Genomic DNA, 13,003 nt, shown 5'->3' with positions numbered 1-13,003 from the left:
TCGCGTGCTGCAGTACGCGATGGATGGACCGTGGATTCGATGGATCGCGGGAGCAGGAGTCAGCTCGCCAGGAAGGCCGGTACGCGGTCCTTGGGGCGGCCGATGATCGCCCGCTTCCCCTTCACCAGCACGGGCCGCTGCATCAGCTTCGGGTGGGCGGTGAGCACCTCGACGACCTGATCCTCGGTGGCCACATCGGCGTCGGTCAGACCCAGCTCCTTGAAGTGCCCGTCCCGGCGTACCAGGTCGGTCGCCGGATCCTCCAGCTTGCCGAGCAGCTCGCGCAGGGCCGCCTCATCGAGCGGATTCTTCAGGTACTGCACGATCTCCACCTCGGTGCCGGCGTCGACGACCGCATCCTTGACGGCGCGGGAGGTGGAGCAGTTCTGGTTGTGGTAGAGCGTCACATCGGCCATGCCGGCCAGCTTAGGGCGTTGCCCTCGACACGCACCCATTGCTCCGCTTCGGTGCGCATGGGTGCTACTCGGGCAGCGTGAGGGTCAACCGTTGTAGCGGTTCTGCGCGGCGGCGAGCCCGTCGTTGATCAGCGACTCCACCGCATCGGCGGCGCGGTCGATGTCGACCGCCAGGTCGGCCCGTTGTGCGGCCGGGAAGTCGGAGAGCACGAAGTCGGCCGGGGCCTGCCGGCCGGGCGGGCGGCCGATGCCGAAGCGGACCCGGTGGAAGTCCCCGGTACCGAGGCTTTTGCGGATCGACTTCAGCCCGTTGTGGCCGTTGTCGCCACCACCGAGTTTCAGTCGGAGTACGCCGGGCTCGAGATCGAGCTCGTCGTGGATCGCGATCACCCGTTCGGGCGGCACCTTGTGGTACGCCGCGAGCTGGGCGACCGGTCCCCCGGTCTCGTTCATGTAGGTCCGGGACTTCATCAGCACCATCGGCTCGGCATCGGCACCGACCGCCCCGGTCCCGAGCGGTCCGATCCGGGTCTGCAGCACCTCGGCCCGCATCCCGCGCGGCGCGGCGAACCGGCCCCCGGCCCGGCGGGCCAGTTCCTCGACCACCAGATAGCCGATGTTGTGCCGGTGTCGCTGGTAGGTCGGGCCCGGATTCCCGAGCCCGACCACCAGCCAGCAGCCGCTGGGCATACCTCGATCGCTGCCCATCGGCGGCATGAAACCCTTACTCCTCGGACTTGTCCTCGTCGGACTCGCCGTCGCCGTCCTCGCCCTCGGCCTCCGCGGCGGCCTTCTCCTCGTCGGTCTCCTCGCGCTCGATACCGGCCTCGGCCTCGGCCTCGGCCAGCTCGGCCTCCAGCGCCTCGGCGGACTGCTGCTGGGTGACGTTGACGATCAGGGTCTCCTCGTCACCGGCGAAGGTGGCGCCCTCGGGCAGCACCAGGTCCTTGGCGAGCACCTGCGAACCGGCCTCCAGGCCCTCGACGGAGACCTCGATGCTATCGGGGATGTTGGTGGCCGGGGCCTCGATGGACACGGTCTGGGCGTCCAGCACGACGACGGTCTCCGGGCCGGCCTCACCGGTCACGTTGACCCAGACGTCGACGGTGACCTTCTCGCCACGGCGGACGATCACGAAGTCGACGTGCTCGATGAAGCCCTTGATCGGGTCACGCTGCACCTGCTTGGCCAGCGCCAGGTGCTCCTTGCCGTCGATGTTGATCGACAGCACCGCGTTGTTGACGCGGAGCGCCAGCAGGGTCTCGTGGCCGGGCAGCGAGACGTGCAGCGGGTCCATGCCGTGGCCGTAGAGCACGGCGGGCACCTTGTCGGCGCGGCGGATCCGGCGGGCAGCGCCCTTGCCGAACTCGGTACGCAGTTCGCCGCTGAGCTTGGTCTGGGAAGACGGGGACACGATTTTCTCCTCAAGTCGAGACACAGAACGGACGAGGAGGTTTCCAGTCGATCACGGACCAGCGGTCCCTCGCCAAGACGGTTGTGAATCCTAGTCGCTCGCCCCCGTGGCCAGCAAACGCGCGGGCCCGCAGGGAATATCCCGAAGTGGTTGAGAGTTCAATGACCCATGAGCAACAGCGATACGCACACCATCGGGGTCATCATCGGCAGCACCCGACCCGTCCGCATCGGCCCGCAGCTGGCCGAGCAGGTGGCGAACCGGATCAGCGCACTCGACCCGCGGGCCGAGGTCGAGATCATCGACCTGCGCGAGGTGGATCTGCCCTTCCTCGACGAACCGAAGATGCCGGCCCTCGGCGACTACCAGCACGACCACACCAGGCGCTGGGCGCAGCAGGTCGACCGTCTCGACGGTGTCGTGCTGCTCACCCCGCAGTACAACGGCGGCATCCCCGCTCCGCTGAAGAACGCGATCGACACGATCTACGCCGAATGGAACGGCCTGCCGACCCTGGTGGTCAGCTACGGCGGCCGCGGTGGCCAGATGGCCGCCGACGCACTGAAGAACGTCTTCCTGGTCACCCAGGCGGACGCGGTCGCCGACAATGTCGCGCTGACCATCCCCCGCGACGGTTACGGCCCCGACGGTCAACTGCTCGACCCGGCGGGCGTCGTCGGCTCGCACGGCGCCGACCTGGACCGCGGCCTCGGCGAACTGCTGACCAAGGTCGAGGGTCGCGAGCCCGCCACCGCCGACGCCTGAGATTCGCGTACGCCTGGATCGCGCGCCCGGCTCTCGCGTACGCCGACCTCAGCCGGGTGGGCGGACGCAGAAGGTGCGCGGTGGCTCGGGGTAGACCATCTCCCGGGCCGGCTCGGGACACTGCGCATCGGCCCGGTCGGTGACCGAGTCCACCCGGAACGAGGCGGCCTGCCCGCAGGGCACCGCCTGGTATCCCAGCGTGCTGTCGTCGTCGGCGTAACAGGTGTCGGGCCGGTAGTTCGGCACCAGGCAGGTGGTCCACTGCCGCTGCTCGGTCGGATTGGCCCGCGAGGTCTGGCCGACCTGGTAGTACTCCACGTAGTCGGTCGTCGGGCAGGACTGCTCGCCCGGCCCGACGGTCGCCACCGTGTAGGTCATCGGGGTCGGCCCGGCATCGCAGGCGACCTCCTCGTGGCCGACGGTCAGCGAGCCGTCGCGGGCCGGTTCGGAGTTGCCGACCGCCACCAGCCGGATGCAGTCACCGGCCGAGAGCGCACGGAACTGGTTGTCCGGCAGCGGCAGCCGACCGGCGAACAGCCCCCAGGCGGTCAGCCCGATCAGCGCCACGACCAGCAACCCGATCCCCAACCGGGTGCGGGTGCGGATCCGGGACGATGCGGCGGCAGCGGGCACTTCAGCTCTGGCCGCCGAACAGCGAGGTCACGGAACCGTCGGTGAACACCTCGTGGATGGCCTGGGCGATCAGCGGCCCGATGGAGAGCACGGTCAGCTTGTCGACCTTGACGTCGTCGGCGATCGGCAGGGTGTTGGTGACCACCACCTCGGTGAACGCCGAGTCGTTGAGCCGCTGGGCGGCTGGCCCGGACAGGATCGGGTGGGTCGCGGCGGCGATCACCTGCCGGGCGCCGCGCGCCTTCAGGGCGTCGGCGGCCTGGCAGATCGTGCCGGCGGTGTCGATCATGTCGTCGACCAGCAGGCACACCTTGCCCTCGACGTCACCGACGACCTCGTGCACCGCGACCTGGTTGGCGACATCGGGGTCGCGGCGCTTGTGGATGATCGCCAGCGGGCAGTTCAGCTTGTCGGTCCACAGATCGGCCAAGCGGACCCGGCCGGCGTCCGGCGAGACGACGACGAGGTCCTCCTTGCCGTATTTGCTCTCGATGTAGTCCGAGAGCACCGGCAGCGCCCACAGGTGGTCCACCGGGCCGTCGAAGAAGCCCTGGATCTGCGCGGCGTGCAGGTCCACCGACATGATCCGGTCCGCGCCGGCGGTCTTGTAGAGGTCGGCGATCAGCCGGGCCGAGATCGGTTCGCGACCGAGATGCTTCTTGTCCTGGCGGGCGTAGGGATAGAACGGCGAGACGACGGTGATCCGGTCGGCGGAGGCGCGTTTCAGCGCATCCACCATGATCAGCTGCTCCATCAGCCACTCGTTCACCGGGGCCGGGTGGGCCTGGATGACGAACGCGTCGCAGCCGCGCACCGACTCCTCGAACCGCACATAGATCTCGGAGTTGGCGTAGGTCACCGAGCGGGTCGGGGTGAGCTCGACGTCGAGCAGCTCGGCGACCTCCTCGGCCAGCGCCGGGTTGGCCCGGCCGCTGAACAGCATCAGGTGCTTCTCGCGGTTCTCCTTGATCCCACTCACCGGTCCTGGCCCTTCTGCTGGTCGGCGACCTTCTCGTTCACCCGGTACGCCGCAGCGGCCTCGACGGCGGCGGCGAACTTGCTGTCCGGCTTGCGGCGGCGTACCCAGTCCGCGGAATCATGCTGCCGACCGCGCGCCACCGCAAGGTCCCCGGGCGGGACGTTCTCGGTGACCGCGGATCCGGCGGCCACGAATGCACCGTCGCCGATGTCGACCGGCGCCACCAGCACCGAGTTCGAACCGATGAAGGCCTGCCGGCCGACGTGGGTGTGCCACTTCTGCTCGCCGTCATAGTTGGCGAAGATGGTGCCGGCACCGATGTTCGCGCCGGCATCGATGACCGCGTCGCCGGCGTAGCACAGGTGCGGCACCTTGGCGCCGTCGCCGACGGTGGTGTTCTTGGTCTCCACGAAGGTGCCGACCTTGCCACCCACCCCGATCCGGGTGCCCGGGCGCAGATAGGCGAACGGTCCGACGCTGGCCTGCTCACCGATCACCGCGAGCTCGCCGTGGCAGCGCACCACGCTGGCTCCGGGGCCCACCTCGACATCGCGCAGCGTGGTGTCGGGGCCGATGGTCGCGCCCTCGCCGACCAGCGTCGCGCCCTCCAGCGAGGTGCCGGGCAGCAGGGTGACGTCGCGGGCCAGGTCAACATCGGGCTGGATCCACGTGCTGGCCGGATCGATGATCGTCACGCCCTCGCGCATCCAGCGTTCGCAGATCCGGCGGTTCAGCTCGGCGTTCATCGCGGCGAGCTGGACCCGGTCGTTGACGCCCTCGGTCTGCCACAGGTCGTCGATGGTCAGGGTGCCGATCCGCTGGCCGTCGCCGCGGGCGATGCCGAGCACGTCGGTGACGTAGAGCTCGCCCTGGGCATTCGACGGGTTCAACCGGGAGAGGCCGTCGCGGAGCACCCGGGCGTCGAAGACGTAGATGCCGGAGTTGATCTCGGTGATCGCCAGTTCCTCGGCGTTCGCGTCGCGGGCCTCGACGATCCGCTCGAAACCGCCGGTGGCGTCGCGGACGATCCGGCCGTAGTTGCCGGCATCGGCCAGCTGCCCGGTGAGCACGCTGGCCCCGGCCCCGGCGGCGCGGTGCGCGAGGACGAGTTCCTGCAACGTCTCCCCGCTGAGCAGCGGCACGTCGCCGTAGGTGACGACCACATCGCCGGTCAGCGACTCCAGGCCCGGCGCACCCAGCCCGCAGGACACCGCATGCCCGGTGCCGCGCTGTTCGTCCTGCACCGCGGTGACCGCCTCGGGGGCGATCTCGGCGAGATGCTCGATCACCTGCTGGCGCTGGTGCCCGACGACCACGACCAGGTGCTCGGGCTGCAGCGCCTCCGCCGCGGACACGGCGTAGGACAGCATCGAGCGGCCGCCGATCTCGTGCAGCAGCTTCGACCTGGTCGACTTCATCCGGGTGCCGGCACCGGCGGCCAGCACGATCACGGCGGCGACCGGCTGGGGCTGTTCCAGCTGGGACGGGTCTGACAAGAGGGCTCCCCTCACATCTGGCGGGCGTTCTCGCTCCCCGGGCAGGAGTCGAACCTGCGTCGCTCAATCCTGATTCAAAGTCAGGCGGGCCCTGCCGACAGACCAACCGGGGATCAACCGCTTACGGCCGCACCAGACTAGCGTGCCGTCGGCAGATCTTCAGTCAGCCCTTTCTGCGAGGATGGCCGGGTGGCAGCAGAACGCGAGACGACCCGCCGCCGGGTCCGGATGACCGGTCAGGAACGCCGGGAGCAACTGATCAGCATCGCGCGTCCGCTGTTCGCCGACCGCGGTTTCGAGGGCACCTCCGTCGAGGAGATCGCCGCCCGCGCGCAGGTCTCCAAGCCGGTCGTCTACGAGCACTTCGGCGGCAAGGAGGGCCTCTACGCGGTCGTCGTCGACCGCGAGGTGCGCACCCTGCTCGAGTCGATCCGCTCCTCCCTGAACCACCCCGGCAGCCAGCGGGATCTGATCGAGTACGCCACCGTGGCGCTGCTCGACTACGTGGAGAACCACACCGACGGTTTCCGGATCCTGGTCCGCGACTCCAATGTCGGCCAGACCTCGGGCTCCTTCGCCAGCATCCTCTCCGACGTCGCCTCCCAGGTCACCGATCTGCTGGTCCGCGAGTTCAAGACCCGCAAGCTGGACGCGAAGGCCGCCCCGATCTATGCCCAGATGCTGGTCGGGATGGTCGGCCTGACCGGCCAGTGGTGGCTGGACAACCGCAAGCAGTCCAAGCAGGCGGTGGCCGCACATCTGGTGAACCTGGCCTGGAACGGACTGCGGCACCTGGAGCCGAAACCGGGCCTGCGCGCCAAGCACGACAAGTGACCGGCGGTAGATCTGACCGATCGGTTGACACCGCCAATCGGTGACCGGCAGACTCGTTCCATCGTCTGAATCGTTACAGCACATCTCTTTCGACCGCCGGGAGCGCCGCCGTGTCCACCCTGACCGCCAACCGTCTCGCGGGCCGCGCCGCCCTCGGTTCGGTGATCCTGCTGTTCCTGGTCAACGGCCTGGTGATCGGCGGGTACGCCGCAGCCCTCCCGACGCTGCGCGACCGGCACCAGATGACCGGCTGGCAGTTCCCGGGCGTGCTGTTCGCCGCCGGTGTGTTCGGCATCATCTCGATGCAGATCGGTGGCCGGCTGGCCGACCGGATCGGCGCCCGCGCGGTGGCACTCGGGTCGCTGCCGCTGCTCGGGGCCGGCATCCTGATCCTCTGCCTGAGCCCGGCGTACCCGGTCGCGATCATCGGTGCGGCGGTCCTCGGCCTCGGCAACGGCGCCCTCGACGTGGCGATGAACGCCTACGGCGTGCAGGTCGAGCAGGCCCGGCACCGGCCGGTGATGAGCCGGCTGCACGCGATGTGGTCGCTGGGCAACTTCGCCGGCGCCGGGCTGGTGCTGCTGCTGGCGCTGATCCCCGGACTGGCCGGTGCCGGCATCCTCCCCTGGCTCGGCCTGATCGCCGCGGTGTCCTCGTTGGTCGCGCTGGTCCTGCTGCTCCGCCTCGCCCCGCCGGCCGCACCGCTGTCCCACCACGACGAGCAGACCGGCGGCCGCACCAGGATCCCGGCGGCCGCCTGGCTGCTCGGCCTGATGGCGATCGCCTTCGGCCTCGGCGAGGGCACCGCCTTCGACTGGTCCTCGGTGCACGTCACCGATGTGGCGCAGGTGTCCCCGACGACCGGGGCCCTCGGCCTGACCACGGTGGCGGGCGCGATGTTCCTGATCCGGCTGGCCGGCGACGCCCTGGTGGCCCGCTTCGGCCGCCGTACCGTCGTCCGCTTCGGCGGCGTCTGCGCCGCCCTCGGCTATCTGCTGGTGGCCACCTTGACCCCGCTGCCGGTGCTGGTCCTCGGCTGGGCGCTGGTCGGGCTGGGGATGGGCATGATCGCCCCGCAGGTGTACGCCGTCGCCGGGCACATGGGTGGTGGCCGGGTGCTGGCGATGGTGGTCACCTTCGGGTACGCGACCTTCCTCGCCGGCCCCGGTGTGATGGGCGGCCTGGTCCAACTGCTGGGCATCCAGCACGCGATGTTCGTTCCCGCGGCACTCCTCACCGGCCTGCTGTTCCTGGCCGTGGTGATGCCGAAGGAGGACCGCGACCTGAGCCGGTGAGCGGGGGGTGACCAACCGGTTGCCACGAAGTCTGTCCAGTCATTCGTCATACTCTTGACCGCCGCAATTCACCGGGGGCACAGTTACCCCACACGACACGTGCGTGCACAGATGCACGCCCAGGGGGTGCCTCGATGGAGCAGTCCGGCCGCTCCGACGCCTTTTCACTCGCGGACCGTCGCATCCTGCTGATCGGCGTCGGCGGGATCGGAGCCGAGGTCGCGGAGGCGCTGGCCCGCAGGGGCGCCCAGCTGCTCTGCGCCGACGTGTCCGCCGAGACCGCGGAGCGGGTCGCCGCCGAGCATCCGGGAGCGACGGCGTACCGGTTGGATGCCACCGACCGGGCCGCGGTGCTGGCACTGGCCGACGAGCTCGGGCCGGTGGACGCCCTGGTGGTGACCGTGGGTGCGAACGTGCGGCAGCGGATCACCGACTACACCGAGGCCGATCTGGACAAGGTGCTCGCGCTCAACCTGAAGGCCCCCTTCTGGGCGATCCAGGCGTTCGCGCCGGGGATGGCCGAGCGGGGCCGGGGCAGCATCGTGGTCTTCTCCTCGGTCCGTGCGCTCACCGTCGAACCGGGCCAGTCGGCGTACGCCGCCGCGAAGGCGGGTGCGGTGCAACTGGTGCGGACCGCCGCCGCCGAGTTCGGCCCCCGCGGCGTACGCGTGAACGCGGTGCTGCCCGGGGTGGTGGAGACCCCGCTCACCGAACAGATCAAGGCCTCCCCCGACTGGTACCAGGCCTACGCCACCAAGGGTGCGCTGGGCCGCTGGGCGCAACCCGAGGAGATCGCCGGCGCGGTGGTCTTTCTGACCAGCGACGCGGCCAGCTTCATCAGCGGGACCGCACTCACCGTCGACGGCGGCTGGACCGCGGTCGACGGCCGGTTCACTCCCCCGCTGCCCGCCCCGAAGAACCCAGAGCCCACCCCGCCCGATTCCCGGGCCCCAGCCGACCCCTCGCCCGGTTCCGGTGCGATCCACTAGAAAGGCACGCCCATGAGTACGGCCCAATCCTCCGGCCACCTCACCGATGGGGACTCGCCCGAGCTCCGCGCGACGGTGAGCAAGGCTGCCAAGCGGCTGATCCCCTTCCTGGGGCTGCTGTATTTCATCAACTACCTCGACCGCACCAACATCGCCTTCGCCGGCCCGAACGGCATGAACCGGGACCTGGGGCTGAACGCCACCCAGTTCGGCATCGCCTCCGGCCTGTTCTTCATCGGCTACCTGATCCTCGAGGTGCCGTCGAACATCATGCTGCACAAGGTCGGGGCCCGGCGCTGGATCGCCCGGATCATGGTGTCCTGGGGCATCGTCGCGACGGCGTTCGCGTTCGTACCGAACACCACCTGGCTCTACATCCTGCGCCTGGTGCTCGGTATCGCCGAGGCCGGCTTCTTCCCCGGCATCATCCTCTACCTCACCTACTGGTTCCCGCAGCGGGACCGGGCGAAGTACACCGCGCTGTTCATGACCGCGATCCCGATCTCCTCGGCCCTCGGTGCGACCGTCTCGTCGTTGATCATCCAGTACAGCCACGGGCAGATCTTCGGCCTGGCCGGTTGGCGCTCGATGTTCATGCTGGAAGGCATTCCGGCGGTCATCCTGGGTGTGGTCTGCTGGTTCTTCCTCACCGACAACCCGCGGGCGGCGAAGTGGCTGAAGCCGAACGAGCAGGAGCTGCTGCAGGCCCAGCTGGATCTGGAGCACCAGGAGAAGGAGAGCACCTATCAGGTCACGATGGGTCAGGCGCTGGCGATGCCGCGGGTCTGGGCGTTGTCCTTCGTCTACTTCGGCGGCGTGTATGGCCTGTACTCATTGAGTTTCTTCATGCCGAGCATCGTCGCCGGGTTCAAGAACGAGTACCAGGTGCAGTGGTCGGTGGTCGAGCAGGGGTTGGTGACCGCGATCCCCTATGTCTGCGGCCTGGTCGCGATGCTCTTCTGGTCAAGGAGATCCGACCGCACCGGTGAACGGGTGTGGCACAACGTGATCCCGCTGACCATCGGCGCGCTGCTGATCCCGGTCACCAGTTACATGCCGGGACCGGTGTCGAAGATGGCACTGCTCAGTGTGGTGACGATGTGCATCATGGCGTTCCTGCCGACCTTCTGGTCGCTGCCGACCGCCTTCCTCACCGGCGCATCGGCCGCCACCGGTATCGCCCTGGTGAACTCGATCGGCAACCTGTCCGGATTCGCCGGCCCCTACATCACCGGTTACCTGAAGGACCTCACCGGCACCGACCGGGCCGGCATGTACGCCATCGGCATCGCGATGATCATCGCCGCGGTGATCACCCTGATCCTGAAGGCCGCCCCGGCGCCCAAGGATCCCGATCCGAGCAGGATGGTGAAGGGCGGCCACGGCGCCCACTGACGCTCATCGAGCAGCGACTGCCGATCGCTGCCGTTTCGCACCGGCTACCCACAGGACGATTCCAACGATCAGCGTGCCGATGCCGACGACGACGCTGACGACCGCGAGCCCGACCCCGAGCACCGCGGTGCCCATCGCCGACATCGGCACCGGCGGGGCGATCAGGGTGCCCTGCTCGGAACACTCGATCTCGTAGTCCCCGGCCGTGGGGAAGGTCAGTGACTCGAACGCCTCATAGGTCACCCCGCCGAAGTCCCAGGGGCTGTCGGTGACCGCGGCGCGGCGGATCGCACCGGGTCCGGTGACCTCGCAGGTCGGCTGCGCCGTCCCGGCCCGGTGGTAGAGATGCAACGACTCACCGGCGGTCACCGCGATCTGGGACCGGCCGTCGAGCAGTTCGCCCGAACCGACCTCGTCGACCAGGCTCAGCGAACCCTGGATCGTCAGGGCAGCGCCCACGATCCCGCCACCGAGAAGAAGGACGATCCCGACGATCGTGAGGATGATGCCGCTGAGTTTCACGGGGCGCAGTCTGTCGGGGTTCGCCCCGATCGCCAACTCGACCGCCGGTCAGCCGGCGTCGGGTTGTTCGAAGCGCAGCATCAGCGCCCGGAGCAGCCCGGAGAGTTGTTCCCGCTCGCCCCGGTCGAGCGCATCGAGCAGCTCGGATTCGTGTCTGAGCAGGGTTTCCAGCGCCCCGTCGACGACATCGCGGCCGGCATCGGTGAGGCTGACCAGCACCCCGCGACGGTCGCTGGGGTCGGGGCTGCGGCGCACCAGACCCCGGGTGACCAGCCGGTCGACGCGGTTGGTCATGGTGCCGGAGGTGACCAAGGTCTCGCGCAGCAAGCGGCCCGGGGAGAGTTGATAGGGCTCCCCCGCGCGGCGCAGCGCGGCCAGCACGTCGAACTCCCAGGCGACCACCCCGTGCGCGGCGAAGGCGTCCTGGCGGGCCCGGTCGAGGAGCCGGCTGAGCCGGGTCACCCGGCTCAGCACCGCCATCGGCGACAGGTCGAGATCGGCCCGCTCGCGACCCCAGTCGGCGAGCAGCCGGTCAACGTCGTCCTGGGCGCTCATGCGCTCATCGTACGCCGACCTCTTGACATCGAGAATCTTGACCCATGTATCTTGATGTCAAGACAGTTTGGAACTGCTCGGTGAGGAGCGGCCATGGGTGACTGGAATCCCGATCTCTATCTGCGGTACGCCGATCAGCGCGGCCGGCCGTTCATCGACCTGGTCGCCCGGATCGGTGCCACCGATCCCGCCACCGTGGTCGACCTGGGGTGCGGGCCGGGCAACCTGACCAGCACCCTGGCGCAGCGCTGGCCGGGATCGAGGGTGCTCGGCGTCGACTCCTCCGCGGCGATGATCGACCGTGCCCGCACCACCCACGGCGACAGCGACCGACTGCGCTGGCAGCGGGCCGATCTGCGTGACTGGCAGCCCGAACAACCGGTCGATGTGATCGTCTCGAATGCCACCCTGCAATGGATTCCGGAGCATCAGGGGTTGCTGCCCAGGCTGGTCGGGATGCTCGCCCCCGGTGGCTGGCTCGCCTACCAGGTGCCGATCAACTTCGACGAGCCGAGCCACCGGCTGCTCCGCGAGGTCGCCGCCGACCCGCGGTTCGCCGGCCACGTCGAGGGTGTCGCCCGGACCGCGCAGTATCCGACCATCGACGCGGTCGCCGTCCTCACCGCGCTGGGGTGCACGGTGGATGCCTGGGAGACCACCTATCTGCATCTCCTGCCGGGCCCCGACCCGGTCTTCGAGTGGATCTCGGGCACCGGTGCGCGGCCGATCCTGGACCGGCTGCCCGAACCGCTGCGTGCCGAGTTCAGCCAGGCGTACAAGGAAAAGCTGCGGATCGCCTACCCCGCACAGGACTTCGGGACGGTGCTGCGCTTCCCGCGCGCCTTCGTGGTGGCCCGGCGGGCCGGGACGCTCAGCGATTGACCTCGTCACGCCAGGCGACCAGGTCGCGTACCGGGCCGAGGTCGTAGTCGGGGCCGTTCACCCCGAGGGTGAACAACCGGGCTCCGGCGGCGTGCTTGGCGGCGGCGTCGGCCTGCGGGTCATCGGCCTCCACCCCGATCGAACGCTCGATCTCGGCGGAGTCCCGACCGACCGCGGCGCAGTGCTCGTCGAGGATCCCGCTCTTGCGGGTGAAGGTCTCCACATCGCCGAAGCTGTGCCAGATCTGGGCCTGCTCGGCGACGATCCGCAGCGTCTTCTTCTCCCCGCCGCCACCGATCAGCACCGGGATCTCCCGGGTCGGCGCCGGATTGAGTTCGGCCCACCGCTGCTTGATCAGCGGCAGATCCCGGGCGAGCGCGTTCAACCGGCCGCCGGCGGTGCCGAAGTCGTAGCCGTAGGCATCGTAGTCGCGCTTGAACCAGCCCGAACCGATGCCCAGGATCAACCGCCCGACCGCGCCGTCGCGCGCCGAGATGTGATCGACGGTGCGGGCCATGTCGGCCAGCAATTGCGGGTTGCGGTAGGAGTTGCAGGTCACCAGCGCACCGAGCTGGACCCGTTCGGTGGCCTCCGCCCAGGCGGCCAGCATCGTCCAGCACTCGAAGTGCTTGCCGTCCGGATCGCCGAACAGCGGGAAGAAGTGATCCCAGTTGAAGACCGCATCCACCCCGGCCTCCTCGGCGGCGGCGACGGCCCGGCGGATGTCCGCGTAGTCGGCGTGCTGCGGCTGCAGCTGGACCGCGATCCGAACCTGTCCGTTGTCTGTGGCCATCTGGCTCTCCTCGTTGAGTGCTTCTCGTCGACTGC

At 69.3% G+C, this 13,003-nt stretch carries 15 protein-coding genes and 1 tRNA gene; 6 read left to right on the top strand and 10 right to left on the bottom strand.

What is annotated here, in order from left to right:
- Positions 1–59 precede the first annotated feature (59 nt).
- The 3 genes from BI335_RS17700 to BI335_RS17690 form a co-directional block, all read right to left on the bottom strand.
- Positions 60–416: an ArsC/Spx/MgsR family protein gene (locus tag BI335_RS17700; protein ID WP_094432586.1), complete on the bottom strand. Its 357-nt coding sequence runs from the start codon at positions 414–416 to the stop codon at positions 60–62.
- An 84-nt stretch (positions 417–500) separates the two neighbouring features.
- Entirely contained in the window at positions 501–1,124 is a 624-nt protein-coding gene (gene pth, locus BI335_RS17695) for an aminoacyl-tRNA hydrolase (protein ID WP_094432584.1), read from the bottom strand.
- A gap of 16 nt (positions 1,125–1,140) precedes the next feature.
- Positions 1,141–1,830 carry a 50S ribosomal protein L25/general stress protein Ctc gene (locus BI335_RS17690; RefSeq protein WP_094432582.1) on the bottom strand — a complete coding sequence of 230 codons (690 nt, stop codon included), beginning with the start codon at positions 1,828–1,830 and terminating at the stop codon, positions 1,141–1,143.
- A 168-nt stretch (positions 1,831–1,998) separates the two neighbouring features.
- Between BI335_RS17690 and BI335_RS17685 the strand changes: the two genes are divergently transcribed.
- Positions 1,999–2,595, top strand: a complete 597-nt coding sequence (locus BI335_RS17685) for an NADPH-dependent FMN reductase (RefSeq protein WP_094355988.1) — start codon at positions 1,999–2,001, stop codon at positions 2,593–2,595.
- Positions 2,596–2,643: 48 nt separating this feature from the next.
- Here the strand turns inward: BI335_RS17685 and BI335_RS17680 are convergent, their stop codons facing one another.
- The 4 genes from BI335_RS17680 to BI335_RS17665 form a co-directional block, all read right to left on the bottom strand.
- Positions 2,644–3,228: a hypothetical protein gene (locus BI335_RS17680; protein ID WP_094432580.1), complete on the bottom strand. Its 585-nt coding sequence runs from the start codon at positions 3,226–3,228 to the stop codon at positions 2,644–2,646.
- 1 nt (position 3,229) lies between these two features.
- Positions 3,230–4,207, bottom strand: coding sequence for a ribose-phosphate diphosphokinase (locus tag BI335_RS17675; RefSeq protein ID WP_094355986.1), 978 nt, complete (start codon positions 4,205–4,207; stop codon positions 3,230–3,232).
- Positions 4,204–5,703 (bottom strand): bifunctional UDP-N-acetylglucosamine diphosphorylase/glucosamine-1-phosphate N-acetyltransferase GlmU, encoded by a 1,500-nt coding sequence (gene glmU / locus BI335_RS17670; RefSeq protein ID WP_267489871.1) that lies wholly within the window; start codon positions 5,701–5,703, stop codon positions 4,204–4,206. Before glmU ends, BI335_RS17675 begins: the two co-directional genes overlap by 4 nt.
- A 33-nt stretch (positions 5,704–5,736) precedes the next feature.
- Positions 5,737–5,816, bottom strand: a tRNA-Gln gene (locus BI335_RS17665).
- Positions 5,817–5,931: 115 nt separating this feature from the next.
- On the opposite strand from BI335_RS17665, the gene BI335_RS17660 reads away from it, so the two are divergent.
- The 4 genes from BI335_RS17660 to BI335_RS17645 all read left to right on the top strand — a co-directional run bounded on the left by BI335_RS17660 (position 5,932) and on the right by BI335_RS17645 (position 10,216).
- Positions 5,932–6,537, top strand: coding sequence for a TetR/AcrR family transcriptional regulator (locus BI335_RS17660; protein WP_094432691.1), 606 nt, complete (start codon positions 5,932–5,934; stop codon positions 6,535–6,537).
- A gap of 110 nt (positions 6,538–6,647) precedes the next feature.
- Positions 6,648–7,832, top strand: a complete 1,185-nt coding sequence (locus BI335_RS17655; RefSeq protein ID WP_094405662.1) for an MFS transporter — start codon at positions 6,648–6,650, stop codon at positions 7,830–7,832.
- A gap of 134 nt (positions 7,833–7,966) precedes the next feature.
- Positions 7,967–8,821, top strand: coding sequence for an SDR family NAD(P)-dependent oxidoreductase (locus tag BI335_RS17650; RefSeq protein ID WP_094432578.1), 855 nt, complete (start codon positions 7,967–7,969; stop codon positions 8,819–8,821).
- 12 nt (positions 8,822–8,833) lie between these two features.
- A complete protein-coding gene (locus BI335_RS17645; RefSeq protein ID WP_094432576.1) occupies positions 8,834–10,216 on the top strand; it encodes an MFS transporter in 1,383 nt (460 codons plus the stop codon).
- Between the two features lie 3 nt (positions 10,217–10,219).
- Here the strand turns inward: BI335_RS17645 and BI335_RS17640 are convergent, their stop codons facing one another.
- Both BI335_RS17640 and BI335_RS17635 read right to left on the bottom strand, forming a co-directional pair.
- On the bottom strand, positions 10,220–10,738 hold the full coding sequence (locus tag BI335_RS17640; RefSeq protein WP_094427941.1) for a hypothetical protein: 519 nt from the start codon (positions 10,736–10,738) through the stop codon (positions 10,220–10,222).
- 48 nt (positions 10,739–10,786) lie between these two features.
- Positions 10,787–11,293, bottom strand: a complete 507-nt coding sequence (locus BI335_RS17635; protein ID WP_094355981.1) for a MarR family winged helix-turn-helix transcriptional regulator — start codon at positions 11,291–11,293, stop codon at positions 10,787–10,789.
- 93 nt (positions 11,294–11,386) lie between these two features.
- Here BI335_RS17635 and BI335_RS17630 point away from each other — a divergent pair, with 93 nt between their 5' ends.
- A complete protein-coding gene (locus BI335_RS17630; RefSeq protein WP_094432574.1) occupies positions 11,387–12,175 on the top strand; it encodes a methyltransferase domain-containing protein in 789 nt (262 codons plus the stop codon).
- Here the strand turns inward: BI335_RS17630 and BI335_RS17625 are convergent.
- Positions 12,165–12,968 (bottom strand): LLM class F420-dependent oxidoreductase, encoded by an 804-nt coding sequence (locus tag BI335_RS17625; protein WP_094355979.1) that lies wholly within the window; start codon positions 12,966–12,968, stop codon positions 12,165–12,167. The genes BI335_RS17630 and BI335_RS17625 overlap by 11 nt on opposite strands.
- Between the last annotated feature and the right edge of the window lie 35 nt (positions 12,969–13,003).

The sequence above is a fragment of the Enemella evansiae genome, from assembly GCF_002250705.1.
GTDB lineage: Bacteria > Actinomycetota > Actinomycetes > Propionibacteriales > Propionibacteriaceae > Enemella > Enemella evansiae.
This window is presented reverse-complemented; position numbering and strand designations above follow the sequence as displayed.

Excerpts from the sequence above, each read along its gene's own strand:
- BI335_RS17700 (WP_094432586.1), bottom strand. The coding sequence starts at position 416 with ATGGCCGATGTGACGCTCTACCACAACCAGAACTGCTCCACCTCCCGC.
- pth (WP_094432584.1), bottom strand. The coding sequence starts at position 1,124 with ATGGGCAGCGATCGAGGTATGCCCAGCGGCTGCTGGCTGGTGGTCGGG.
- BI335_RS17685 (WP_094355988.1), top strand. The coding sequence starts at position 1,999 with ATGAGCAACAGCGATACGCACACCATCGGGGTCATCATCGGCAGCACC.
- BI335_RS17660 (WP_094432691.1), top strand. The coding sequence starts at position 5,932 with ATGACCGGTCAGGAACGCCGGGAGCAACTGATCAGCATCGCGCGTCCG.
- BI335_RS17650 (WP_094432578.1), top strand. The coding sequence starts at position 7,967 with ATGGAGCAGTCCGGCCGCTCCGACGCCTTTTCACTCGCGGACCGTCGC.
- BI335_RS17645 (WP_094432576.1), top strand. The coding sequence starts at position 8,834 with ATGAGTACGGCCCAATCCTCCGGCCACCTCACCGATGGGGACTCGCCC.
- BI335_RS17635 (WP_094355981.1), bottom strand. The coding sequence starts at position 11,293 with ATGAGCGCCCAGGACGACGTTGACCGGCTGCTCGCCGACTGGGGTCGC.
- BI335_RS17630 (WP_094432574.1), top strand. The coding sequence starts at position 11,387 with ATGGGTGACTGGAATCCCGATCTCTATCTGCGGTACGCCGATCAGCGC.
- BI335_RS17625 (WP_094355979.1), bottom strand. The coding sequence starts at position 12,968 with ATGGCCACAGACAACGGACAGGTTCGGATCGCGGTCCAGCTGCAGCCG.